Raw genomic sequence first — 18422 nt, 5'->3', positions numbered from 1 at the left:
TAGAGCGCGCGCTCATATTCCGAGACGCGGCGCCCGGGTTCAGCGCCTGACGGGACGCCGCGCGGCCGTCGCAGGAGCCGGTTTCGCGGGCTCTGGCGGAGCCTCCGCCTGCGCCGGTTTCTCGCGCGGCGTCTCGACGCCGAAGCGCTTCACCGGCCAGCCGTCGCTCCACACGCCCATCAACGTGAGATTGGGATCCTTGCGGATCGCCAGAGCGTCCTCGCCGGCGAAGGCGAGCGGCATGGCGATGTCGAGCGTTTTCCAGAAGCAGAACCAGTCGACGCCATCGACCTCGGCGCCGCCGAAATATTCGGGTTGCGGCGAGACGATCCGCGCCGGCCCCGGCGGAAGCTTCTTTGGCCGCCCCTTGGCGTCGAGTTGCGGCGCCGGCGGCGCGGCTACGCCGAGAATCTTGTCCATCTCATAATCAGGATTTTTGGCGAGCGGCGCCAGATGGGTCGACACCATCGACGGCGTGCCGTGCGTATCGGTGTAGAGCCGGATCAGCAGCTTGTGCGACGCCGGAATGCTCGAGCTCTCGCGGATCATCCGCCGCGCGTCGGTGTCGCGCGTGGTGCGATCGATTTCCGCGATCAGCGTCATGATGATCATGTCCGAGGGAAGCTTGCCGAGATCATCGAGCTTCACCGCCTGATAGCGATTGCCCCAGCTATTGCCCGGCATCAGCGCGAACAGCAGCTTTGGCTTCCACAATTCCGGATTGACCGCGAGATTGGCGAGAATGTTGCCGCCCGCGGCGTGACCGACATACGCGACCTTGGAGGCGTCGGCGTCGGCGCCAAGCGCCGCCATCGCCGCCTTCACGCCATTGGTCGCGCGCTGGAGATAGTCGGCGCGCACGGTGCGCTGGTCGAGCTGATAGCGCGGAAAGACCACGATCGAGCCGCGGCGCACGAGATGGTCGATCCAGGCCCCGTAGAGCAGCGGGTTGAACGCGTCATAGGCATGGGCGAACACCACCACCGGACGGGGACCAGTGAAGCCAGCCGTCGGCCGGAAGATGAACACCTGATCGGCGCCGGCGCCGACCGCCTCCTTCTTCACTTGCGCCGTGGTGATGGCGTATTCGGCGCCGCCCGGCCCCTTTTCGGGCTGGGTCGGCGGCGTGGTGGCGAAAGCCAGACCAACTGTCGCAAAGGTCGCGGCGACCGTCAGCGTCAGGCGTTTCAGATATAAATGCAGCCCCATAGGCGTTCGAATCCGTCCGAAGCAGCGGCAAGATGCCAGCCTGCCCACCCCATCACAAGCAACGCTGGCGAAAGATCAAGGCCCTGTTGCGGCGGCGACATAGTCAGAGCGCGCCGCCCCCAGCCGGCGCCCCTACTCGATCCGCGCGCCGATACGCGCCCAATCGCGCGACCAGTAGATGAAGGAGAGCCGCCCGAGGATATGGTCGCGCGGCACGAAACCGACCTGCGGATGCCGGCTGTCGAGCGAATTGCTGCGATTGTCGCCGAGCACAAAGACGCGCCCCGGCGGCACGGTGAAGGGAGGTGTGGTGTCCACGAGGCCGCTCCCGGCGATCAGGATGATCTGATCCTTGCGGCCGCCGGGAAGCGTCTCGCGTTGCGTCGCGACCGGCTTGCCCTCGATGACAAGGTCGTCAGCGGAAGGGCTGTAGGGCTCTGCCTGTTCGAGCGGGATCGGTGCGCCATTGAGATAGAGCCGGCCGGCGCGGATCTGGACCACGTCGCCCGGCAGGCCGATGACCCGCTTGAGATAAACGGTCTGCCCATCCATCGCTGCGAATACGATGACGTCGCCACACTCCGGCTCGCGCGCATCGTAGGCGCGCATATCAGCCATCACCTTCTCGCCGAGCCGCAGCGTCGGCAGCATCGATCCGCTCGCAATCGCAAAAGGCCTGACGGAACGGCCAACGCCATAAGCGGGATCAAAGGCCACGTCACCGGCGAATCCGACGATCACCGCCACGACCGCATAAATCCACCAGCGATTATAAACCCGCAGTTGGTAGGCGCGCTCGGCGATAGCGATGCGCGCGGCGTCGATCATTGTGAAGAGCGCAATGAAGACGAGAAAGGCGGCCATCGCCGCGATTCCGCGCGGCTCGGCGAGACGCCCATTGAGGCCGTGCCAGAGAAAGATTCCAAGCAGGACGAAAGCCACGATCGTCGCCGCCGCGCGGCGCGGTCGCCCCACATAGAGATAGGCGACGGGCTGGCTCAACAATCCAAGCAGAGCCGCGATCCACCAGCGGCGCGGCTTCACTTGCGGATCGCTCTCGGCAGCAGACGTCATTGGCGCCCCCGTTTGGGCAGGACGGGGATCTAATTTGGACTTGAACTCAAGCGCAACAATGTGCGCCGCGACACCCCTCTAGCCCCGCCGCCCTTTCAGCAGCGCGGCGATCTCGCGCGCCGCGCGCTCGCCCGCCAGCGTCGCGCCGCCAGCCGTCATCTGCCCGCCGCTGGAGGTCGCTTCTCCGGCGATCCAGATGCGGTCGCCGATCGGTTTCGCCAAAGCCTCGCGCGCTGCGAGACGACCAGGCTTCGCGAGCGAATAGGAGCCGAGCGCGAAGGGATCGGCCGACCAGCCGGCGAGCCGGCCGCCTTTGAAATGCTTGCGCGCATCGGCGCCGAGCATCTCGACGACGCGATCGAGCGCATAGGCGACGGCCGCCGCCTCGCCCTGCGCGGCGAGCCCGCGCGCGAACGCCCCGCCCACGACCGCAAGCATGATGTTGCGATCGAAGCTCCAGGCGTCGGTGGAGAAGAGATCGCCCGGCTTCGCGCCGATGTCGAAGAGATCATCGCCGGTGCTGACGCCGAGCCGGTCGCCATCGAACGCAAGCGCGATCTTCGTCATCGCGCCCATGCGCAACCCATCAAGCGCGGTTGTCGTTGCCGCGGGAAGAGCGGGATCGAATTTGATCGCGCCGGATTGCAGCACGCCGATTGACGTCGTGACGATCGCGGCAGCCGCGCGCAGGTCGCCGCGCGCTGTTTCAACGATCACGCCCTGACCATTCCATCGCACGCGCGTTGCGGGCGTCGCGAGCGAGACCTGAAACGGCGTGAGCGCGCGCGCGACGAGCGAACCATAGCCGTCGCGCAGCAGCAGATCATCGCCCGCCCAGAGCTGCGCATATTCCGCGACTGACGCGAATTCCGGATCGTCGCCAAGCGAGAAGATCGACAGGCCTTCCGCCGCCTGGCGCAATTCCGGCGCCTTGTCCGCGACGAGCTGCGCGAAGGAAATATCGGGGCGATTGGAATCGACCGCATTCAACTCCGCCGAAAGCGTCGAGAAAGCGCTGCGGCGCAGGCGCCTTTCATCGTCCGCGATCGGCCGCCCGCCGCGATAGACGCGGAAGCCGCCGCCCATCCTGTCTTCCACGGTCTCGGCGCCGAGATCGCGCGCCACGTCGCGCCACGGATTGCGTTCGGCCCAGTGAATGAACTGCGCGCCGGCGTCGAAGGGATCGCCAAGACTGCGATCGGTGAAGACGCGGCCGCCGACGCGGTCGCGCGCCTCGATTATCGCGAAGCGCAGTCCCGCTTTCGTCAAGGCGCGCGCCGCGCCAAAACCTGCGGCGCCCGCGCCGACGATCACGACATCAAAGTCGGCGCTCTGCGCACGCGCCCGATGCGTCGCCGCAACGGCGAGACCGCCTGCGAGGAAAGTTCGACGCGTCGCCGCCATCGATGATACCAGCCGATTTCGACACTGTCGCCGAGCGTAGGTTACCGACCATTGCTGCGGCGCCGCAAGAGCGGGCCCGGTCACCTTGTCGTTATTGCTGGTCGTCGTGAGGCGCCTGTTCCTTCGCTGTCTCTTCGCGCTTCGCTTCCTCGCGCAGCATCTTACGCGTGCGCCGGCCATTCGCCAGCGCGACGAGCACGCCGCGCAAGGTGCGCGCATCCTGCTCCGTCATGCCGATGCGATGCAGGATGTTGCGCAGATTGCGGACCATGATCGGCCGCTTGTTCGCCGGCAGGAAATAGCCGGACTGATCGAGCTCGCTTTCGAGATAATCGAAGAGCGAATGCACCGAGGCGCGATCGGCCGGCTCCTGCGAATAAGGCTGTGCAAACGGCGCCGTTTGCCCGTGCGCATGCCGCCGCCATTCATAGGCGACGAGCAGCACCGCCTGCGCGAGATTGAGCGAGGGCAGCGCCTCGTCGACCGGAAAGGTGATGATGGCGTCCGCCAGCGAGACGTCGTCGCTGGAAAGGCCGGCGCGCTCCGGCCCGAACAGGATGGCGTGCCGCTGCGCCTGCGCGGCTTCCGTCATGGCTTCGGCCGGCAACACGATGCGCTTTCCCTGCCCTCGGGCGCGCGCTGTGGTCGCCCAGACGAAGCCGCGATCGGCGGTCGCGTCCTGCACGGTGCGATGGACGCTGGCGCCCCCGATGATGTGATCGGCGCCCGCCGCCGCCCCGACCGCCTTCGGGTTGGGCCAGCCGTCGCGCGGCGCGACCAGCCTGAGATCGGACAGGCCGAAATTCGCCATGGCGCGCGCCGCCATGCCGATATTCTCACCCATCTGCGGCTGCACGAGCACGATCGCCGGGCCGGGACGGCGCGGTCCGGTCGGATTCGGCGTTGAGGAAGAGGAAGCGGAATCGTGAGTCATGCCGTCATCATTGTGAGCGGCCTGCCCTATCATGCGCGGCCGCGACCCGTCATGATGGGCCTACCGCGAGGGGAAAACGTGGGCGGGAGATTGATCAGGTGAACGAGACCGGGGAGCGGCCTAGTCCACCCTCCTTCGCCGACCAGAAGGAATCGGTCGTCGCGCGCAAATTCATGGCGCTGACCCTCGGCTTCTGGCGGCGGCCGGGCAGCGCGCGCGCCTGGGCGCTCAGCCTCGGGCTGTGCTTCGCCCTGCTTGCGGTGCTCATCGTCGATGTCGGCATCAACCGCTTCCAGAGCGCGCTGTTCAACGCGCTTGAGCGCAAGGATGTTGATCGCGTCTGGAGCGCGCTCCTGACATTGCCCCTCATCGTGATTGGCGGCGCGGCCGCAGGGGTCTGCGTCGTCTGGACCCGCGAGGTGTTGCAGGTGCGCTGGCGCGAATGGGTGACGGCGACACTCGTCACGCGCTGGGCCGGCGAAAATCGCTATCGCCGCATCCAGACCTCAGGGGTCGAACCCGCCAATCCGGAATATCGCATCGCCGATGATGTGCGCATGGCGCTCGATCCGCTCGTCGATTTCGCCATCGGCCTGTTCTCGGCGATCCTCGGCGCAGCGACCTTCATCGGCATTCTCTGGACAATCGGCGGCGGCATGACGATCCCGCTCGGCGGATCGACGCTGCATGTCCCCGCCTTCATGGTGATCGCCGCGCTCATTTATGGCGTTGGCGTCTCCATGCTCGCCGTCTTCATCGGGCGGCCATTGGTCGGGCGCGTCGCGCGCCGCAACGAGGCCGAGGCCAAGCTGCGCTTTGAACTCACGCGATTGCGCGAACATGCGGCGCTGGTGGAAGCGCTCGGCGGCGGGCGCGACGCGCGCAAGTCGATCGCCAATGTCTATGAGCTCGTGGTCGAGCGCTGGATCGCGATGATCTGGCTGCATGCGCGCCTGACCTGGGTGACGAATGGCAGCGGAGTGCTCATCCCCTTGTTGCCGCTGGCGCTGGCGGCGCCGAAATATCTCGCGGGCGGGCTGACCCTTGGCGACGTTGTCAGTCTCGCCGCCGCCTTCGTGAAGGTGCAGGGCGCAATCACCTGGCTCGTCGATAATTTCCGGCAGGTGGCGCAGTGGTACGCCTCCGCCGGCCGCGTCGTCGATCTCATGGACGCGATGGATGTGATCGACGGCGAATCGGCGAAGGAGGCGGAGTCGCCAGTCGCTGCGACGGCGCTGGCGGAGTAGGCGAACCTGTCGCCGATTGGCCACACCTTGCCCGAATTCCGTATTTAGTCGCTCCAGAACCGGAAATTAATGGAAATGAACCCGCGTCGCCTGCGCTGGGTGAGATGACCTCTGACGGGCGATCTGCGAGCTTCCCGACAAGCAATATCCGATTTTTGACCGGCGGGAGGCGGCGTTCGGTTGTTGAGGGCCTGGGGATCGCAAACGGGCGTCGGCGCGGCGCTTCCGAACGCGCGTATACGGACGCGCGACAGCTTATTTGCGCGACCAAGCGGGCTTCTCCTCAGCAGCGTGGCCTTCATCGGACTGCTCGCGGCTGCGCCGGCCCTCGCGCAGGACGCCACCTGGTCCGGCGCCGCCACGCCCGACAGCAATTACAGCACCGGCGGCAATTGGGCTGGCGGGACGCCGGCCAACGGAACCGCCTTCACCGCGACCTTCGCCGCCTCAGCCCAGAATATCGTGACGCTGGACAGCCCCTTCGGCATTGGCGCCTTCGGCATTCAGGGCAATCAGGCTTACACCTTCAATATGACCGCGGCGGGCACCGTCTCGCTCACGTCAGGAATGGCGATCCAGTTCGGCTCGAGCGCGACGTTCAACGTTTCGTCGAGCGGCCCCTTCCAGTTTCTTGGCGGCTCCGCGCAGACGGCTGCGATCAACGTTCTGGCCGGCGGAACGGTGGAGTTTCAGAACGGCGCCAGCGCCGGAAACGCCGTTATCGACAACGCCAACATTCTCTCGTTCTATGGCGGCTCGACAGCCAACGCCGCGACGATCACAACGTCAGCCGGCGGCGTGACGGCATTCAACAACAGCTCCACGGGCGGAACGGCCGCGTTTGTTTTCACAGGCAATGGAATGCTCGACATTTCCGGCCTGTCGAGTTCCGGGATGACTGCCGGCTCGATTGAAAGCACAAGTGCCACAAGCCAGATCATTCTCGGCGCCAACAATCTGACCGTCGGCGCGACCGGCGCATCGACGACTTTCGCCGGCGTGATCTCCGGCGCCGGCGGCTCCCTGACGAAGACGGGAACCGGCTCGCTCACTTTGACGGGCGTCAACACCTATTCGGGCGCGACAACGATCTCCGGCGGCGTGCTTATCGTCAATTCCAGCGCAGCGCTCGGCGACGGAAGCTTAACGAATACGCTGGTCTTCGATGGCGGAATCTTGCGGACGGCGGCCGCGATCAATTCACCGGCCGACCGTGCCGTGACCGTGAACGCCACAGGCGGAACGATCGACACCAACGGATTCGATTCGACGATTCTGGGCATCCTCAGCGGGTCCGGATCGTTCACCAAGACAGGCGCAGGCGTTCTCACGCTTGATGGCGACACCAGCACGTTCACGGGATCAACCACCATCACGGCGGGCACGCTGGCGCTGACAGGCAGCGGAGCTTTTCTCGCATCAAGCAACGTTATCGCCAACGGAACGCTCGACGTTTCCGGCTCATCGGGCGCCGCCGTCTCGTCGCTGACGGGAAGCGGCGTCGTCACGCTGGGCGGCAACAACCTCACCATATTTGCCGCAGCGGGCGAGTTCTCAGGCCATATCGATGGCGCCGGCGGCGTTGGAATCCTCAGCGGCACGCAAACGCTGTCGGGCGTCAACACCTACACGAACGTCACGACGATCGGCAGCGGCGCGACGCTGGCGCTAAAGAGCGCTGGCTCGATCTCGGCGTCGCTCTATCTGGCTGTTCTCGCCAGCGGGACGTTCGACATCTCACAGATGACCTCCGGCGCATCGGTGAGAGGTCTGGTAGCGTCTTCGTCCTCCGCAAAAGTGTCTCTTGGTTCGAAGATGCTCACGATCACAAATGGCGGAGCCTTCGGCGGTGTGATTCAGGATGGCGGCATTGCTGGTGGAACCGGCGGCGGCGTCACCGTCGCCTCGGGCGCATGGCAGCAATTTGGCGCCGTCAGCACCTACACCGGATCGACGATCATCGATGTTGGCGGCAAACTCGATCTCTTCAACAACGGCGCCATTGCGAGTTCACGCGAACTCGTCAACAACGGCGCCTTCGATATCTCAACACTCGGCGGCGATGGCGTTGTGGGCGCCGCATCGATCAAATCCCTCTCAGGTTCCGGCAATATCTTCCTCGGCGGCAACAGGCTGACCATCACCGCGGCGAATGGCGATTTCTCCGGCGTGATCTCCGATCTCGGCGGCGCCAGCGTCAACACGGGCGGCTCGCTCATTCTCACCGGCGGCAAGCAAATCCTCTCCGGCGTCAACACCTACACCGGCGCGACGACCGTGAATGGCGGCACGCTCAGCGTGAACGGCTCGATCGCGACGTCATCGCTGACGACGGTCAATACGGGCGGAACGCTCGGCGGCAATGGCTTCGTCGGCAACACGCTGATCAATGGCGGGACTCTCGCACCGGGCAATTCGATCGGCACGCTGACGGTGCAGGGCAATCTGACGCTGACGGCCGGTTCGACCTACGCCGTCGAGGTTTCGTCCTCGGCCGCCGATCGCGTGAACGTCACCGGCGTCGCGACGCCCGGCGGCGCCACCGTGAGCGCGACCTATGCGGCGGGAAGTTATGTCACGAAGCAATATACGATCCTGAACGCAGCAGGCGGAATCTCCGGCAGCTTCAACTCGCTCGTCAACACGAACCTGCCCGCGAATTTCACGCCGAGCCTAAGTTACGATGGCAAGAACGCGTTTCTCAATCTGACATTGAATTTCACGCCGACGCCAACACCCACGCCAACCCCTTCGCCAACGCCGGGTCCCACGCCCTCTCCTCCGACGCCCTCTCCTAATCTCGGCTCGGGCCTGAACGTCAACCAGCAGAATGTCGCGAACGCGCTGGTCAACTTCTTCAACACGAATGGCGGCATTCCGCTCGTGTTCGGAGCATTGACGCCGACTGGACTGACCATCGCTTCCGGCGAAATCGCCACCGCGCCACAGCAGGCGGCGATCGATTCCATGACCCTGTTCATGGGCGCGATGACGGACCCCGCGCTCTCCGGCCGCGGCGACCTGGCCTCATCATCGAACGCCCCGATCGCGAGCAGCGACGCCCTCTCCTATGCGCCGCGCGGCGCGCGTGCGCCCGCCGCAGCAGCGTTGCAGGCTCGCATCGCGCCCGATCCGCTGGCGCGACGCTGGAGCGTCTGGGCCACAGCATCGGGCGCGCATCACAAGACGGACGGCGATGCGGTGCTCGGCTCGCATGCGGCGACGAACAGAACCTATGGCCTCGCCGCCGGCGCCGACTATCGCCTGTCGCCGGACGTGATAGGGGGCTTCGCGCTGGGAGGCGGCCGCGTGAATTTCAGCCTGTCGGGCGGTCTGGGCTCTGGCAATTCCGAACTCTTCCAGATCGGCGCCTATGTCCGTCACGGCTTCGGCCCCGCCTATGTCACGGCCGCCGCCGCCTATGGCTGGCAGGACGTGACCACCAGCCGTCTCGTCACCCTGTCGGGCGCAGATCAGCTCCGCGCCTCGTTCGACGCGCATTCCTTCGCTGGCCGTCTCGAAGGCGGCTATCGCCTGTCCACACCCTGGTTCGCTGTCACGCCCTATGCGGCCGGACAATTCGTAAGCTATCGCGGGCCCGCCTACGCCGAACAGGCTGGATCAGGCGCCGGGACTTTTGCTTTGAATTACGCCTCGCGGCAGATGACTTCGCCGCGCGCCGAGCTCGGCGCCCGGGTCGATCAGGAATGGGCGCTGGCGGACGCGACCCTCGCGCTGCGCGCCCGCGCCGCCTGGGCGCATAATTTCGAGGTGGGGCGCTGGATCAACGCCAGTTTCCAAACCCTTCCCGGCGTCGCCTTCAGGGTGAACGGCGCCGCCCAATCCCATGATGTCGCGCTCGCCAGCGCCGCTTTCGACCTCAGATGGCGAAATGGATTCTCGGTCGGCGCGACGTTCGAGACCGAACTCTCCAGCGCCAGCCGCTCCTACGCCGGCAAGGGCTTCGTCCGCTACGCCTGGTGAGGCCGGCCTGGCGAAAACTCGCCGCCGGATGCCCATACTTTTTGCGGACGAGAACAAAAAAAGAACTTGAAGATGAGAACAAATGCGGTACATTCCTTCCACAGACGCGCGGCGGGCGCGCGTTGAGATCGCTGGCGCCGCGTGCCAGAAGGAGCCGAAATCATGTCGCAGGCCGCATTGAGACTCGTGGAAGGCTCCTCGATGGATAAGACCAAGGCGCTCGACGCCGCCCTGTCCCAGATCGAACGCGCCTTCGGCAAGGGTTCGATCATGCGGCTCGGCGCCAACCAGAAGGCGGCCGAGATCGAGGTGGTCTCCACCGGCTCGATCGGGCTCGACATTGCGCTTGGCGTCGGCGGCCTGCCGCGCGGCCGCATTGTCGAAATTTTCGGGCCGGAATCCTCGGGCAAGACCACTCTCGCCCTGCACTGCATCGCGGAAGCCCAGAAGAAGGGGGGCGTTTGCGCCTTTGTCGACGCCGAGCACGCGCTCGACACGGTCTACGCCAAGAAACTCGGCGTGAATCTTGGCGATCTACTGGTCTCCCAGCCCGACAATGGCGAGCAGGCGCTTGAGATCACCGACACGCTCGTCCGTTCCGGCGCCGTCGACGTGCTCGTAATTGATTCTGTCGCCGCGCTGACGCCGCGCTCGGAGATCGAGGGCGAGATGGGCGAGGTTCAGCCGGGCCTGCAGGCGCGGCTGATGAGCCAGGCGCTGCGCAAGCTGACGGCGTCGATCTCACGCTCCAACACCATGGTGATCTTCATCAATCAGATCCGTATGAAGATCGGCGTCATGTATGGCAGCCCGGAGACGACGACGGGCGGCAACGCGCTGAAATTCTACGCCTCCGTGCGCCTCGACATCCGCCGCATCGGCGCGATCAAGGATCGCGACGAGACCATCGGCAACACGACGCGCGTGAAGGTGGTCAAGAACAAGGTCGCCCCGCCTTTCAAGCAGGTCGAGTTCGACATCATGTATGGCGAGGGCGTCTCGAAGAACGGCGAGCTCATCGATCTCGGCGTCAAGGGCGGCATCGTCGAGAAGTCGGGCTCCTGGTTCTCCTTCGACAGCCAGCGCGTCGGCCAGGGCCGTGAGAACGCCAAGACCTTCCTGAAGGAGCACCCCGAGACGGCCGCGCGCATCGAGGCCGCCATTCGCCAGAACGCCGGCCTCCTGGCCGACCGTATCCTCGATAAGGCGGACCCCTCGGACGAAGATTCCGACGACTGAGCTGTCCCCTCCGTCGGAAAGCCTGGACGTTAGAGAACCGCCCTCCCTTGCGCCAGGATCAGAAGCCGGCCGGGTCCCGCCCCGCGCCGGCTTCGTCTTTTGGGGCGCCGGCCGCTGAAGCGGCCGGGATCAGCTCCTGAAGGCCCGTTTGAACGGAAAGCGCTTCGCAAGCCGGCCGGCTTTGCTCAAGATCACGCCGCACTTTGATTGAAACAATCAAAGTGCGGGAACGTGATCGATTCCAAAAGTTTAGAGCATGGCTCTTGCGAAAAACCGGTTTCCACTTTTTCGCGCCATGCTCTAGAAGCGCTCAGCCGGCCCGCAGCCAAGGGGCCCGAAACGAAGTCTGGAGCCCTGCGCTGATGAGTGGCGTGAACGATATCAGGTCGACCTTCCTCGACTATTTCAAGAGGAACGGCCACGAGGTGGCGCCATCATCGCCGCTCGTGCCGCGCAACGACCCCACGCTGATGTTCACGAACGCGGGCATGGTCCAGTTCAAGAATGTCTTCACCGGGCTGGAGAAAAGGCCGTATTCGCGCGCGGCGACCGCGCAGAAATGCGTGCGCGCCGGCGGCAAGCACAACGATCTCGACAATGTCGGCTACACCGCCCGCCATCACACCTTCTTCGAGATGCTGGGGAACTTCTCCTTCGGCGACTATTTCAAACCGCTGGCGATCGAGCTCGCCTGGAATCTCATCACGAAGGAATTCGGCCTGTCGAAGGACAAGCTCCTCGTCACCGTCTATCACACCGACGACGAGGCGGCCGATCTCTGGAAGAAGATCGCGGGCTTCCCCGATCACAAGATCATCCGCATCCCGACGTCAGACAATTTCTGGCAGATGGGCGACACCGGCCCGTGCGGCCCCTGCTCCGAGATTTTCATCGATCAGGGCGAGGCGCTTCAGGGCGGGCCTCCCGGCAGCCCCGACGAGGACGGCGATCGGTTCCTCGAATTCTGGAATCTCGTCTTCATGCAGTTCGAGCAGACTGCGCCGGGCGAACGCGTCCCTCTCCCGAAGCCCTCGATCGACACGGGCATGGGTCTCGAACGCATCGCCGCGATCCTGCAGGGCGTCCACTCAAACTATGACACTGATCTTTTCCGCGCGCTGATCGACGCCGTCGTGCATGCGACCGGCGCGCCCTACGACGGCGAGCGCAGGGCGTCGCATCGCGTCATCGCCGATCATCTGCGCTGCGCGTCCTTCCTGATCGCGGACGGCGTGCTGCCGTCGAACGAAGGCCGCGGCTATGTGCTGCGCCGGATCATGCGCCGCGGCATGCGCCATGCTCAGCTTCTTGGCGCGAAGGACCCGTTGATGTGGCGGCTCGTGCCGGCGCTGACGCGCGAGATGGGCCAGGCCTATCCCGAACTGAATCGCGCCGAGGCGCTGATTTCGGAGACGCTGAAGCTCGAAGAGAGCCGCTTCCGCACCACGCTGACGCGCGGACTTGCGATTCTCGACGAGGAAAGCCGCGGCTTGCAATCCGGCCAGAATCTCGCCGGCGACACCGCGTTCACGCTGTATGACACCTATGGCTTCCCGCTCGATCTGACGCAGGACGCTCTGCGCGCGCGCGGCGTCGGCGTCGATGTCGGGGGATTCGAGAAGGCCATGGAGGCGCAGCGCGCCAAGGCGCGCGCCGCGTGGACCGGCTCCGGCGAAGCCGCGACGGAAACGGTCTGGTTCAACCTGCGCGAGAAGCTCGGCGCGACCGAATTTCTCGGCTACGACACTGAGGAAGCCGAAGGCGTCATCGCCGCGCTTGTCGCGAATGGCGCGGAGGTCGACGCGCTGCGAGAAGGCGAGAGCGGCTTCGTCATGCTCAACCAGACGCCGTTCTATGCGGAATCGGGCGGCCAGGTCGGCGACCATGGCGTGATGACCGCCGATGGCGTCGTCGCGCGCGTCACCGACACGCAGAAGAAGCTTGGCGATCTCTTCGCCCATGTGGTCACGGTCGAGAAGGGCGAGTTGAAGAAGGGGCAGGCGCTGATCCTGTCGGTCGATCACGCGCGCCGCGCCACGATCCGCCAGAATCATTCCGCGACGCATCTTCTGCACGAGGCGCTGCGCCAGACGCTTGGCGATCATATCGCGCAGAAGGGTTCGCGCGTCGCGCCGGATTCGCTGCGCTTCGATTTCTCCCATCCCAAGCCCGTCGAGGCCGACGAACTCGCGCGCGTCGAGGATATCGCGAACCGCATCGTGCTGCGCAACGAGCCGGTGACGACGCGCATCATGGGCGTCGAGGAGGCGAAGGAATCAGGCGCGCGCGCCTTGTTCGGCGAGAAATATGGCGACGAGGTCCGCGTCGTCTCCATGGGCACGGATGGAGAGAGCGCACTTCCCAATCACGCCTTTTCCGTCGAGCTCTGTGGCGGCACGCATGTCAATGCGACGGGCGATATCGGGCTTGTGGTTGTCGTCGGCGAAGGCGCGGTAGCCTCTGGCGTGCGCCGCATCGAGGCGCTCACCGGCGACGCCGCGCGCCATCATCTCGCGAATGAATCGAAACGCCTGCGTGAAGCGGCGTCGATCCTGAAGGTCGCGCCGGGCGAAGTCTCCGAGCGCCTGACGGCGCTGATGGAAGAGCGCCGCAAGCTGGAGCGCGAACTGTCCGACGCGCGCCGGCAGCTCGCCATGGGCGGCGGCGGATCAGACGGCGCGTCCGACATCATCGAGGTCGGCGGCGTCAAATATTTCCGCCGCGCTGTCTCGATCGACATGAAGGATCTGAAGTCGCTCGCCGACGAGGCGAAGGCGAAAGTTGGGTCCGGCGTCGTCGCCATCGCCAACACCGGCGTCGACGGCAAGGGCGCGATCGTCGTCGGCGTCACCGATGATCTGACCTCGAAATTCAATGCGGTCGATCTCGTGCGCATCGGCGCGGAAGCGCTCGGCGGCAAGGGCGGCGGCGGCCGCCCGAACATGGCGCAGGCCGGCGGCCCCGATGGCGCGCGCGCCGCCGACGCGCTCAAGCGCATCGAGGAACGGCTTGCAGGCTGACGCCGCGCGCCCCTCGCGCCCTCGGCGCAATGCGAAAACGGACGCGCCATGAAGCCGGCGCGCCTCATCCGCATCTATCGCTCGCGGGCGATGCGGCGGCGCGCCTACGAATTGCTTGATGATGGCACCTGGACGCGCTTCGGCGCGTTCTTCCATCAAGCGATCATCGTGCTGGTCATCGCCAGCGTCGCCGCGGTCGTGTTCGAGACAGTGCCGTCCATCCAGGAGCGATATGGGCGCCTGCTCGATCTCATCGAGCTCGTCGCGATCATCGTCTTCACGATGGAATACGCCGCGCGCCTCTGGTGCTCGACCGAGCATCCTCCCTATCGCCACATGACGGCCTCGCAGGCGCGCGTCGCCTATTTGCTCACGCCGACATCGATCATCGATCTTCTGGCGGTTCTGCCCTTCTATCTCGCCTTCCTGTTCGAGTCCGATCTCAAGGTCTTCATCCTCTTCAGGCTGCTGCGCTTCTTCAAGCTCGCGCGCTATTCGCCGGTGATGCAGACGCTTTTCGACGCCGTGCTGAGCGAGCGGCGCGCCCTGTTGGGATGTCTTTATATTCTGGTCAGCCTGGCGCTCGTCTCCGCCTCAATCATGCATCTCGTCGAGCGCGAGGCGCAGCCTGACAAGCTCGGCACGATTCCGGACGCCATGTATTGGGCGGTCGTGACGCTGACCACCGTCGGCTATGGCGATGTTTCGCCCGTGACGCCGCTCGGAAAAGTCGTCGCGTCGGTGACAGCGCTCGCCGGCATCGTCATGCTGGCGCTGCCGGTTGGCATCATCGCGACATCCTTTTCGCAGGCGATCCAGCGCCGCGCCTTCGTCGTCACCTGGAGCATGGTCGCGCATGTGCCGATGTTCGCCAAGCTGAGCGCAGCCGATGTGGCGGAGCTGATGCGTTATCTCCAGTCGCAGACGGCGGAAGAGAACGAGGTGATCGTGCGCCGCGGCGACGTCGCGCACTCCATGTATTTCGTCGCGTCGGGCCAGGTCGAAGTCGATCTGATCACCCGCACGGTCACGCTTGGCGAAGGCGACTTCTTCGGCGAGATGGCTGTCATCAGGCAGACGCGGCGCAGCGCCACGATCCGCGCCGTCACCAAGACGAAACTTCTGGTGCTCGACGCCGCCGATCTGCGCGGATTGATCGAGCGCCGCCCGGAGATCGGCAGGCTTATTGAAGCAGAAGCCGCGAGCCGCCGATTGATAGACGATCTGGATCAGGACGGCGATCTCGCGCCAAGCGAGATCGCCGATCGCTGACAGCGAGCGTCCGCGTGCTTGTTTGATCAGGGCCTGCGGTCGCGCGACTGGCGCTCGATCATCCAGCCTGGATATTCCGGCGGCAATGCGCTGACCGCATCGAGCGTCGCGATCTCGTCAAAGGAGAGCGTGAGCTTTGCGGCGGCGAGATTGTCGTCGAGTTGCTCGATAGTGCGCGCGCCGATGATGACGGACATCACAACGCGCCGCTGCAGCAGCCAGGCGAGCGCCACCTGCGCCACCGAGACTTCATGCGCAGACGCGATCGGCCGCATCGCGTCGATCACCTTTTCGGCGCGATCGCGATTGACCGGCGGGAAATCAAAGGTCGCGCGGCGCGCGCCGCCTGCGGCGTTGTCGCCTTCCCGGCTGTATTTGCCTGAGAGCAAACCGCCCGCGAGCGGGCTCCACACCATGAGCCCAACGCCTTCGCTGAGCAGCAGCGGCTCGATCTCGCGTTCAAGATCGCGGCCGGCGATGGTGTAATAGGCCTGGAGCGATGCGAAGCGCGACGCGTTCGTCCTCTCCGCAATTCCGAGCGCCTTCATGATGCGCCAGGCGGACCAGTTCGAGCAGCCGACATAACGCACATGCCCCTGCCGCACGAGATCATCGAGCGCACGCACCGTCTCCTCGATCGGCGTGACGAGATCGGTCCCGTGGATCTGGTAGAGATCGATATAGTCGGTCCCGAGCCGTTTCAGACTCGCCTTCACGCCATCCATGATGTGGCCGCGCGAGGCGCCGCGATCATTCGCGCCTTCGCCGACCTTGCCATAGACCTTCGTGGCGAGAACGACCTGATGGCGCGGAATGCTGAGATTCTTGATCGACTGTCCCGTGATCTGTTCGGACAAGCCTCCTGAATAAACGTCGGCGGTGTCGATGAAATTCACGCCGGCTTCGATCGAGCGGGCGACGATCTTGTCGGCGTTTGATTGATCGAGATCGCCGATGGCGCTCCAGATGCCGCTCCCGCCGCCAAAGGTCATAGTTCCCAGGCAGAGTTCGGATACGAAAAGTCCGGTCCCGCCAAGCTGCTTCATGCGCATGGGCAAGTGACTTTCTGATAGAGTTGGAGATGCGGCGCGGACTTGCGCCTCTCTTCATATGGTGCGCGGAAAGACGTTCGCCAAGAAGCGGAGGCTGCCGCCGTTTGCATAAAATAAAAGCGCCGGAGCAAAGCCCCGGCGCTTGAATGATTCCAAAGAAAACCGCGTCAGGCGGCCATAGCCTTCTTCAGATTCTCGTCGATCTTGTCGAGGAAACCCGTGGTGGAGAGCCACTTCTGGTCGGCGCCGACGAGGAGCGCGAGATCCTTCGTCATGTAGCCGGCTTCGACGGTGTCGACGCAGACCTTCTCGAGCGTCGCCGAGAATTTCGCCAGCGCCGGATTGTCGTCGAGCTTGGCGCGATGGGCGAGGCCGCGGGTCCAGGCGAAGATCGACGCGATCGAGTTGGTCGACGTCTCCTTGCCCTTCTGGTGCTCGCGATAGTGACGCGTCACCGTGCCATGCGCGGCTTCCGCCTCGACCGTCTTGCCGTCGGGCGTCATCAGCACCGACGTCATCAGGCCGAGCGAGCCGAAGCCCTGCGCAACGGTGTCGGACTGCACGTCGCCGTCATAGTTCTTGCAGGCCCAGACATAGCCGCCGGACCACTTCAGCGCCGAAGCGACCATGTCGTCGATCAGGCGATGCTCATAGACGATCTTGCGCTTGTCGAACTCGGCCTTGAACTCCTTGTCGAACACCTCCTGGAAGATGTCCTTGAAGCGGCCGTCATAGGCCTTGAGGATCGTGTTCTTGGTCGAGAGATAGACGGGATAGTTGCGGATCAGGCCGTAATTCAGCGACGCCCGCGCGAAGTCGCGGATCGAGTCATCGAGATTGTACATGGCCATCGCAACGCCGGCGTCCGGCGCCTTGAAGACTTCCTTCTCGATCACCTTGCCGTCGTCGCCGACGAACTTGATCGACAGCGTTCCCTTGCTCGGGAACTTGAAATCGGTCGCGCGATACTGATCGCCATAGGCGTGACGGCCGACGACGATCGGCTGTGTCCAGCCCGGCACGAGGCGCGGCACGTTCTTGCAGATGATCGGCTCGCGGAAAATCGTGCCGCCAAGGATGTTGCGGATCGTGCCGTTCGGCGACTTCCACATCTCCTTCAGGCTGAACTCCTTCACGCGCGCTTCGTCAGGCGTGATGGTGGCGCATTTCACGGCGACGCCATGCTTCTTCGTCGCGTTCGCCGCGTCGATCGTCACCTGATCGTTGGTCGCGTCGCGATGCTCGACGCCGAGATCGTAATATTCGAGATTCACATCCAGATACGGATGGATCAGCTTGTCCTTGATGTATTGCCAGATGATGCGAGTCATCTCGTCGCCGTCCATTTCGACGACGGCGCCTTTGACCTTGATCTTGTCCATGTGAACGCCTTCACGCGCGACGAGGGAGGACTCAGGGGACGGTCGCGCGGCCGTCACCCTGGCGGGCGCGTGGTAGCGCAAGCCGGCGCCGGGCGGAAGCTGGCCTTTGGACGGCGCGGCGCGCCGGGCGCGGACGTCAGGCCATGAGGGCGGCGTATTGACGCGTGTCGACGAGATGTCGGAAGCGCGTGACCAGCCCGTCCGCGCCGAAGGTCCAGAGATGGGCCTCGCAATCCCGCACGCGCCGGCCAGTCGCCTTGTGAACGAGTTCGATCTGGATCGGCACAGCGATCATGTCCTCGCCGGCGAGAAAGGCCTGCGGCTCGAACCTGACGAAATCGAAATCGGCTAGCGTCTCGAAGAACTTCACCACTTCCGCGCGACCGCGACGCGGCTCGTACCAGCGCAGCGTCGGGCCCTGCCAGTCATATTCCCATTCGACGTCGGGACTGAGCCGCGACAGGATGGCGGGAATGTCTCCCTGCCCGAATGCCGCATACATCGCCTTGACGCTGTCGATGTGGCCCATGGCTCCCTCCCTTTCCCTGGAGGATAGCAGCGGAAGACGCGATTGGATGCAGAAGGCGCGCGGGACGGCCGCTGTT

The 18422-nt window shown here is 64.8% G+C and carries 12 protein-coding genes; 5 read left to right on the top strand and 7 right to left on the bottom strand.

All coding sequences use genetic code 11. The features are described from left to right. Nucleotides 1–39 precede the first annotated feature (39 nt). The 4 genes from L8F45_RS03795 to L8F45_RS03780 form a co-directional block, all read right to left on the bottom strand. A complete protein-coding gene (locus tag L8F45_RS03795) occupies nucleotides 40–1209 on the bottom strand; it encodes an alpha/beta hydrolase family protein (protein ID WP_342361558.1) in 1170 nt (389 codons plus the stop codon). Between the two features lie 132 nt (nucleotides 1210–1341). Beyond that, nucleotides 1342–2283 (bottom strand): signal peptidase I, encoded by a 942-nt coding sequence (lepB, locus tag L8F45_RS03790; RefSeq protein WP_342361557.1) that lies wholly within the window; start codon nucleotides 2281–2283, stop codon nucleotides 1342–1344. A 78-nt stretch (nucleotides 2284–2361) separates the two neighbouring features. Next, nucleotides 2362–3687: a flavin monoamine oxidase family protein gene (locus tag L8F45_RS03785; protein WP_342361556.1), complete on the bottom strand. Its 1326-nt coding sequence runs from the start codon at nucleotides 3685–3687 to the stop codon at nucleotides 2362–2364. 91 nt (nucleotides 3688–3778) lie between these two features. Further along, nucleotides 3779–4621, bottom strand: coding sequence for an RNA methyltransferase (locus L8F45_RS03780; RefSeq protein ID WP_342361555.1), 843 nt, complete (start codon nucleotides 4619–4621; stop codon nucleotides 3779–3781). Between the two features lie 98 nt (nucleotides 4622–4719). On the opposite strand from L8F45_RS03780, the gene L8F45_RS03775 reads away from it, so the two are divergent. The 5 genes from L8F45_RS03775 to L8F45_RS03755 all read left to right on the top strand — a co-directional run bounded on the left by L8F45_RS03775 (nucleotide 4720) and on the right by L8F45_RS03755 (nucleotide 15383). After that, nucleotides 4720–5868, top strand: a complete 1149-nt coding sequence (locus L8F45_RS03775; protein WP_342361554.1) for an SbmA/BacA-like family transporter — start codon at nucleotides 4720–4722, stop codon at nucleotides 5866–5868. A gap of 291 nt (nucleotides 5869–6159) precedes the next feature. After that, the gene (locus tag L8F45_RS03770; RefSeq protein WP_342361553.1) at nucleotides 6160–9852 is read left to right on the top strand and encodes an autotransporter domain-containing protein; all 3693 of its coding nucleotides are present in this window, start codon (nucleotides 6160–6162) and stop codon (nucleotides 9850–9852) included. A 162-nt stretch (nucleotides 9853–10014) separates the two neighbouring features. Next, nucleotides 10015–11091, top strand: a complete 1077-nt coding sequence (recA, locus tag L8F45_RS03765) for a recombinase RecA (RefSeq protein ID WP_342361552.1) — start codon at nucleotides 10015–10017, stop codon at nucleotides 11089–11091. A gap of 362 nt (nucleotides 11092–11453) precedes the next feature. Then, nucleotides 11454–14111, top strand: coding sequence for an alanine--tRNA ligase (gene alaS, locus L8F45_RS03760; protein WP_342361551.1), 2658 nt, complete (start codon nucleotides 11454–11456; stop codon nucleotides 14109–14111). Nucleotides 14112–14159: 48 nt separating this feature from the next. Beyond that, nucleotides 14160–15383, top strand: a complete 1224-nt coding sequence (locus tag L8F45_RS03755; RefSeq protein WP_342361550.1) for a cyclic nucleotide-gated ion channel — start codon at nucleotides 14160–14162, stop codon at nucleotides 15381–15383. Nucleotides 15384–15409: 26 nt separating this feature from the next. Here the strand turns inward: L8F45_RS03755 and L8F45_RS03750 are convergent, their stop codons facing one another. From L8F45_RS03750 to L8F45_RS03740, 3 genes are all read right to left on the bottom strand, one after another. After that, entirely contained in the window at nucleotides 15410–16435 is a 1026-nt protein-coding gene (locus tag L8F45_RS03750; RefSeq protein WP_342361549.1) for an aldo/keto reductase, read from the bottom strand. A 167-nt stretch (nucleotides 16436–16602) separates the two neighbouring features. Then, nucleotides 16603–17817, bottom strand: a complete 1215-nt coding sequence (locus tag L8F45_RS03745; RefSeq protein ID WP_342361548.1) for an NADP-dependent isocitrate dehydrogenase — start codon at nucleotides 17815–17817, stop codon at nucleotides 16603–16605. A 136-nt stretch (nucleotides 17818–17953) separates the two neighbouring features. After that, nucleotides 17954–18346: a nuclear transport factor 2 family protein gene (locus L8F45_RS03740; protein ID WP_342361547.1), complete on the bottom strand. Its 393-nt coding sequence runs from the start codon at nucleotides 18344–18346 to the stop codon at nucleotides 17954–17956. Between the last annotated feature and the right edge of the window lie 76 nt (nucleotides 18347–18422).

The sequence above is a fragment of the Terrirubrum flagellatum genome, assembly GCF_022059845.1.
In the GTDB taxonomy this organism is placed as follows: Bacteria; Pseudomonadota; Alphaproteobacteria; order Rhizobiales; family Beijerinckiaceae; genus Terrirubrum; species Terrirubrum flagellatum.
The sequence above is the reverse complement of the archived record's forward strand: the minus strand, read 5'-3'. Positions and strand labels throughout refer to the sequence as shown.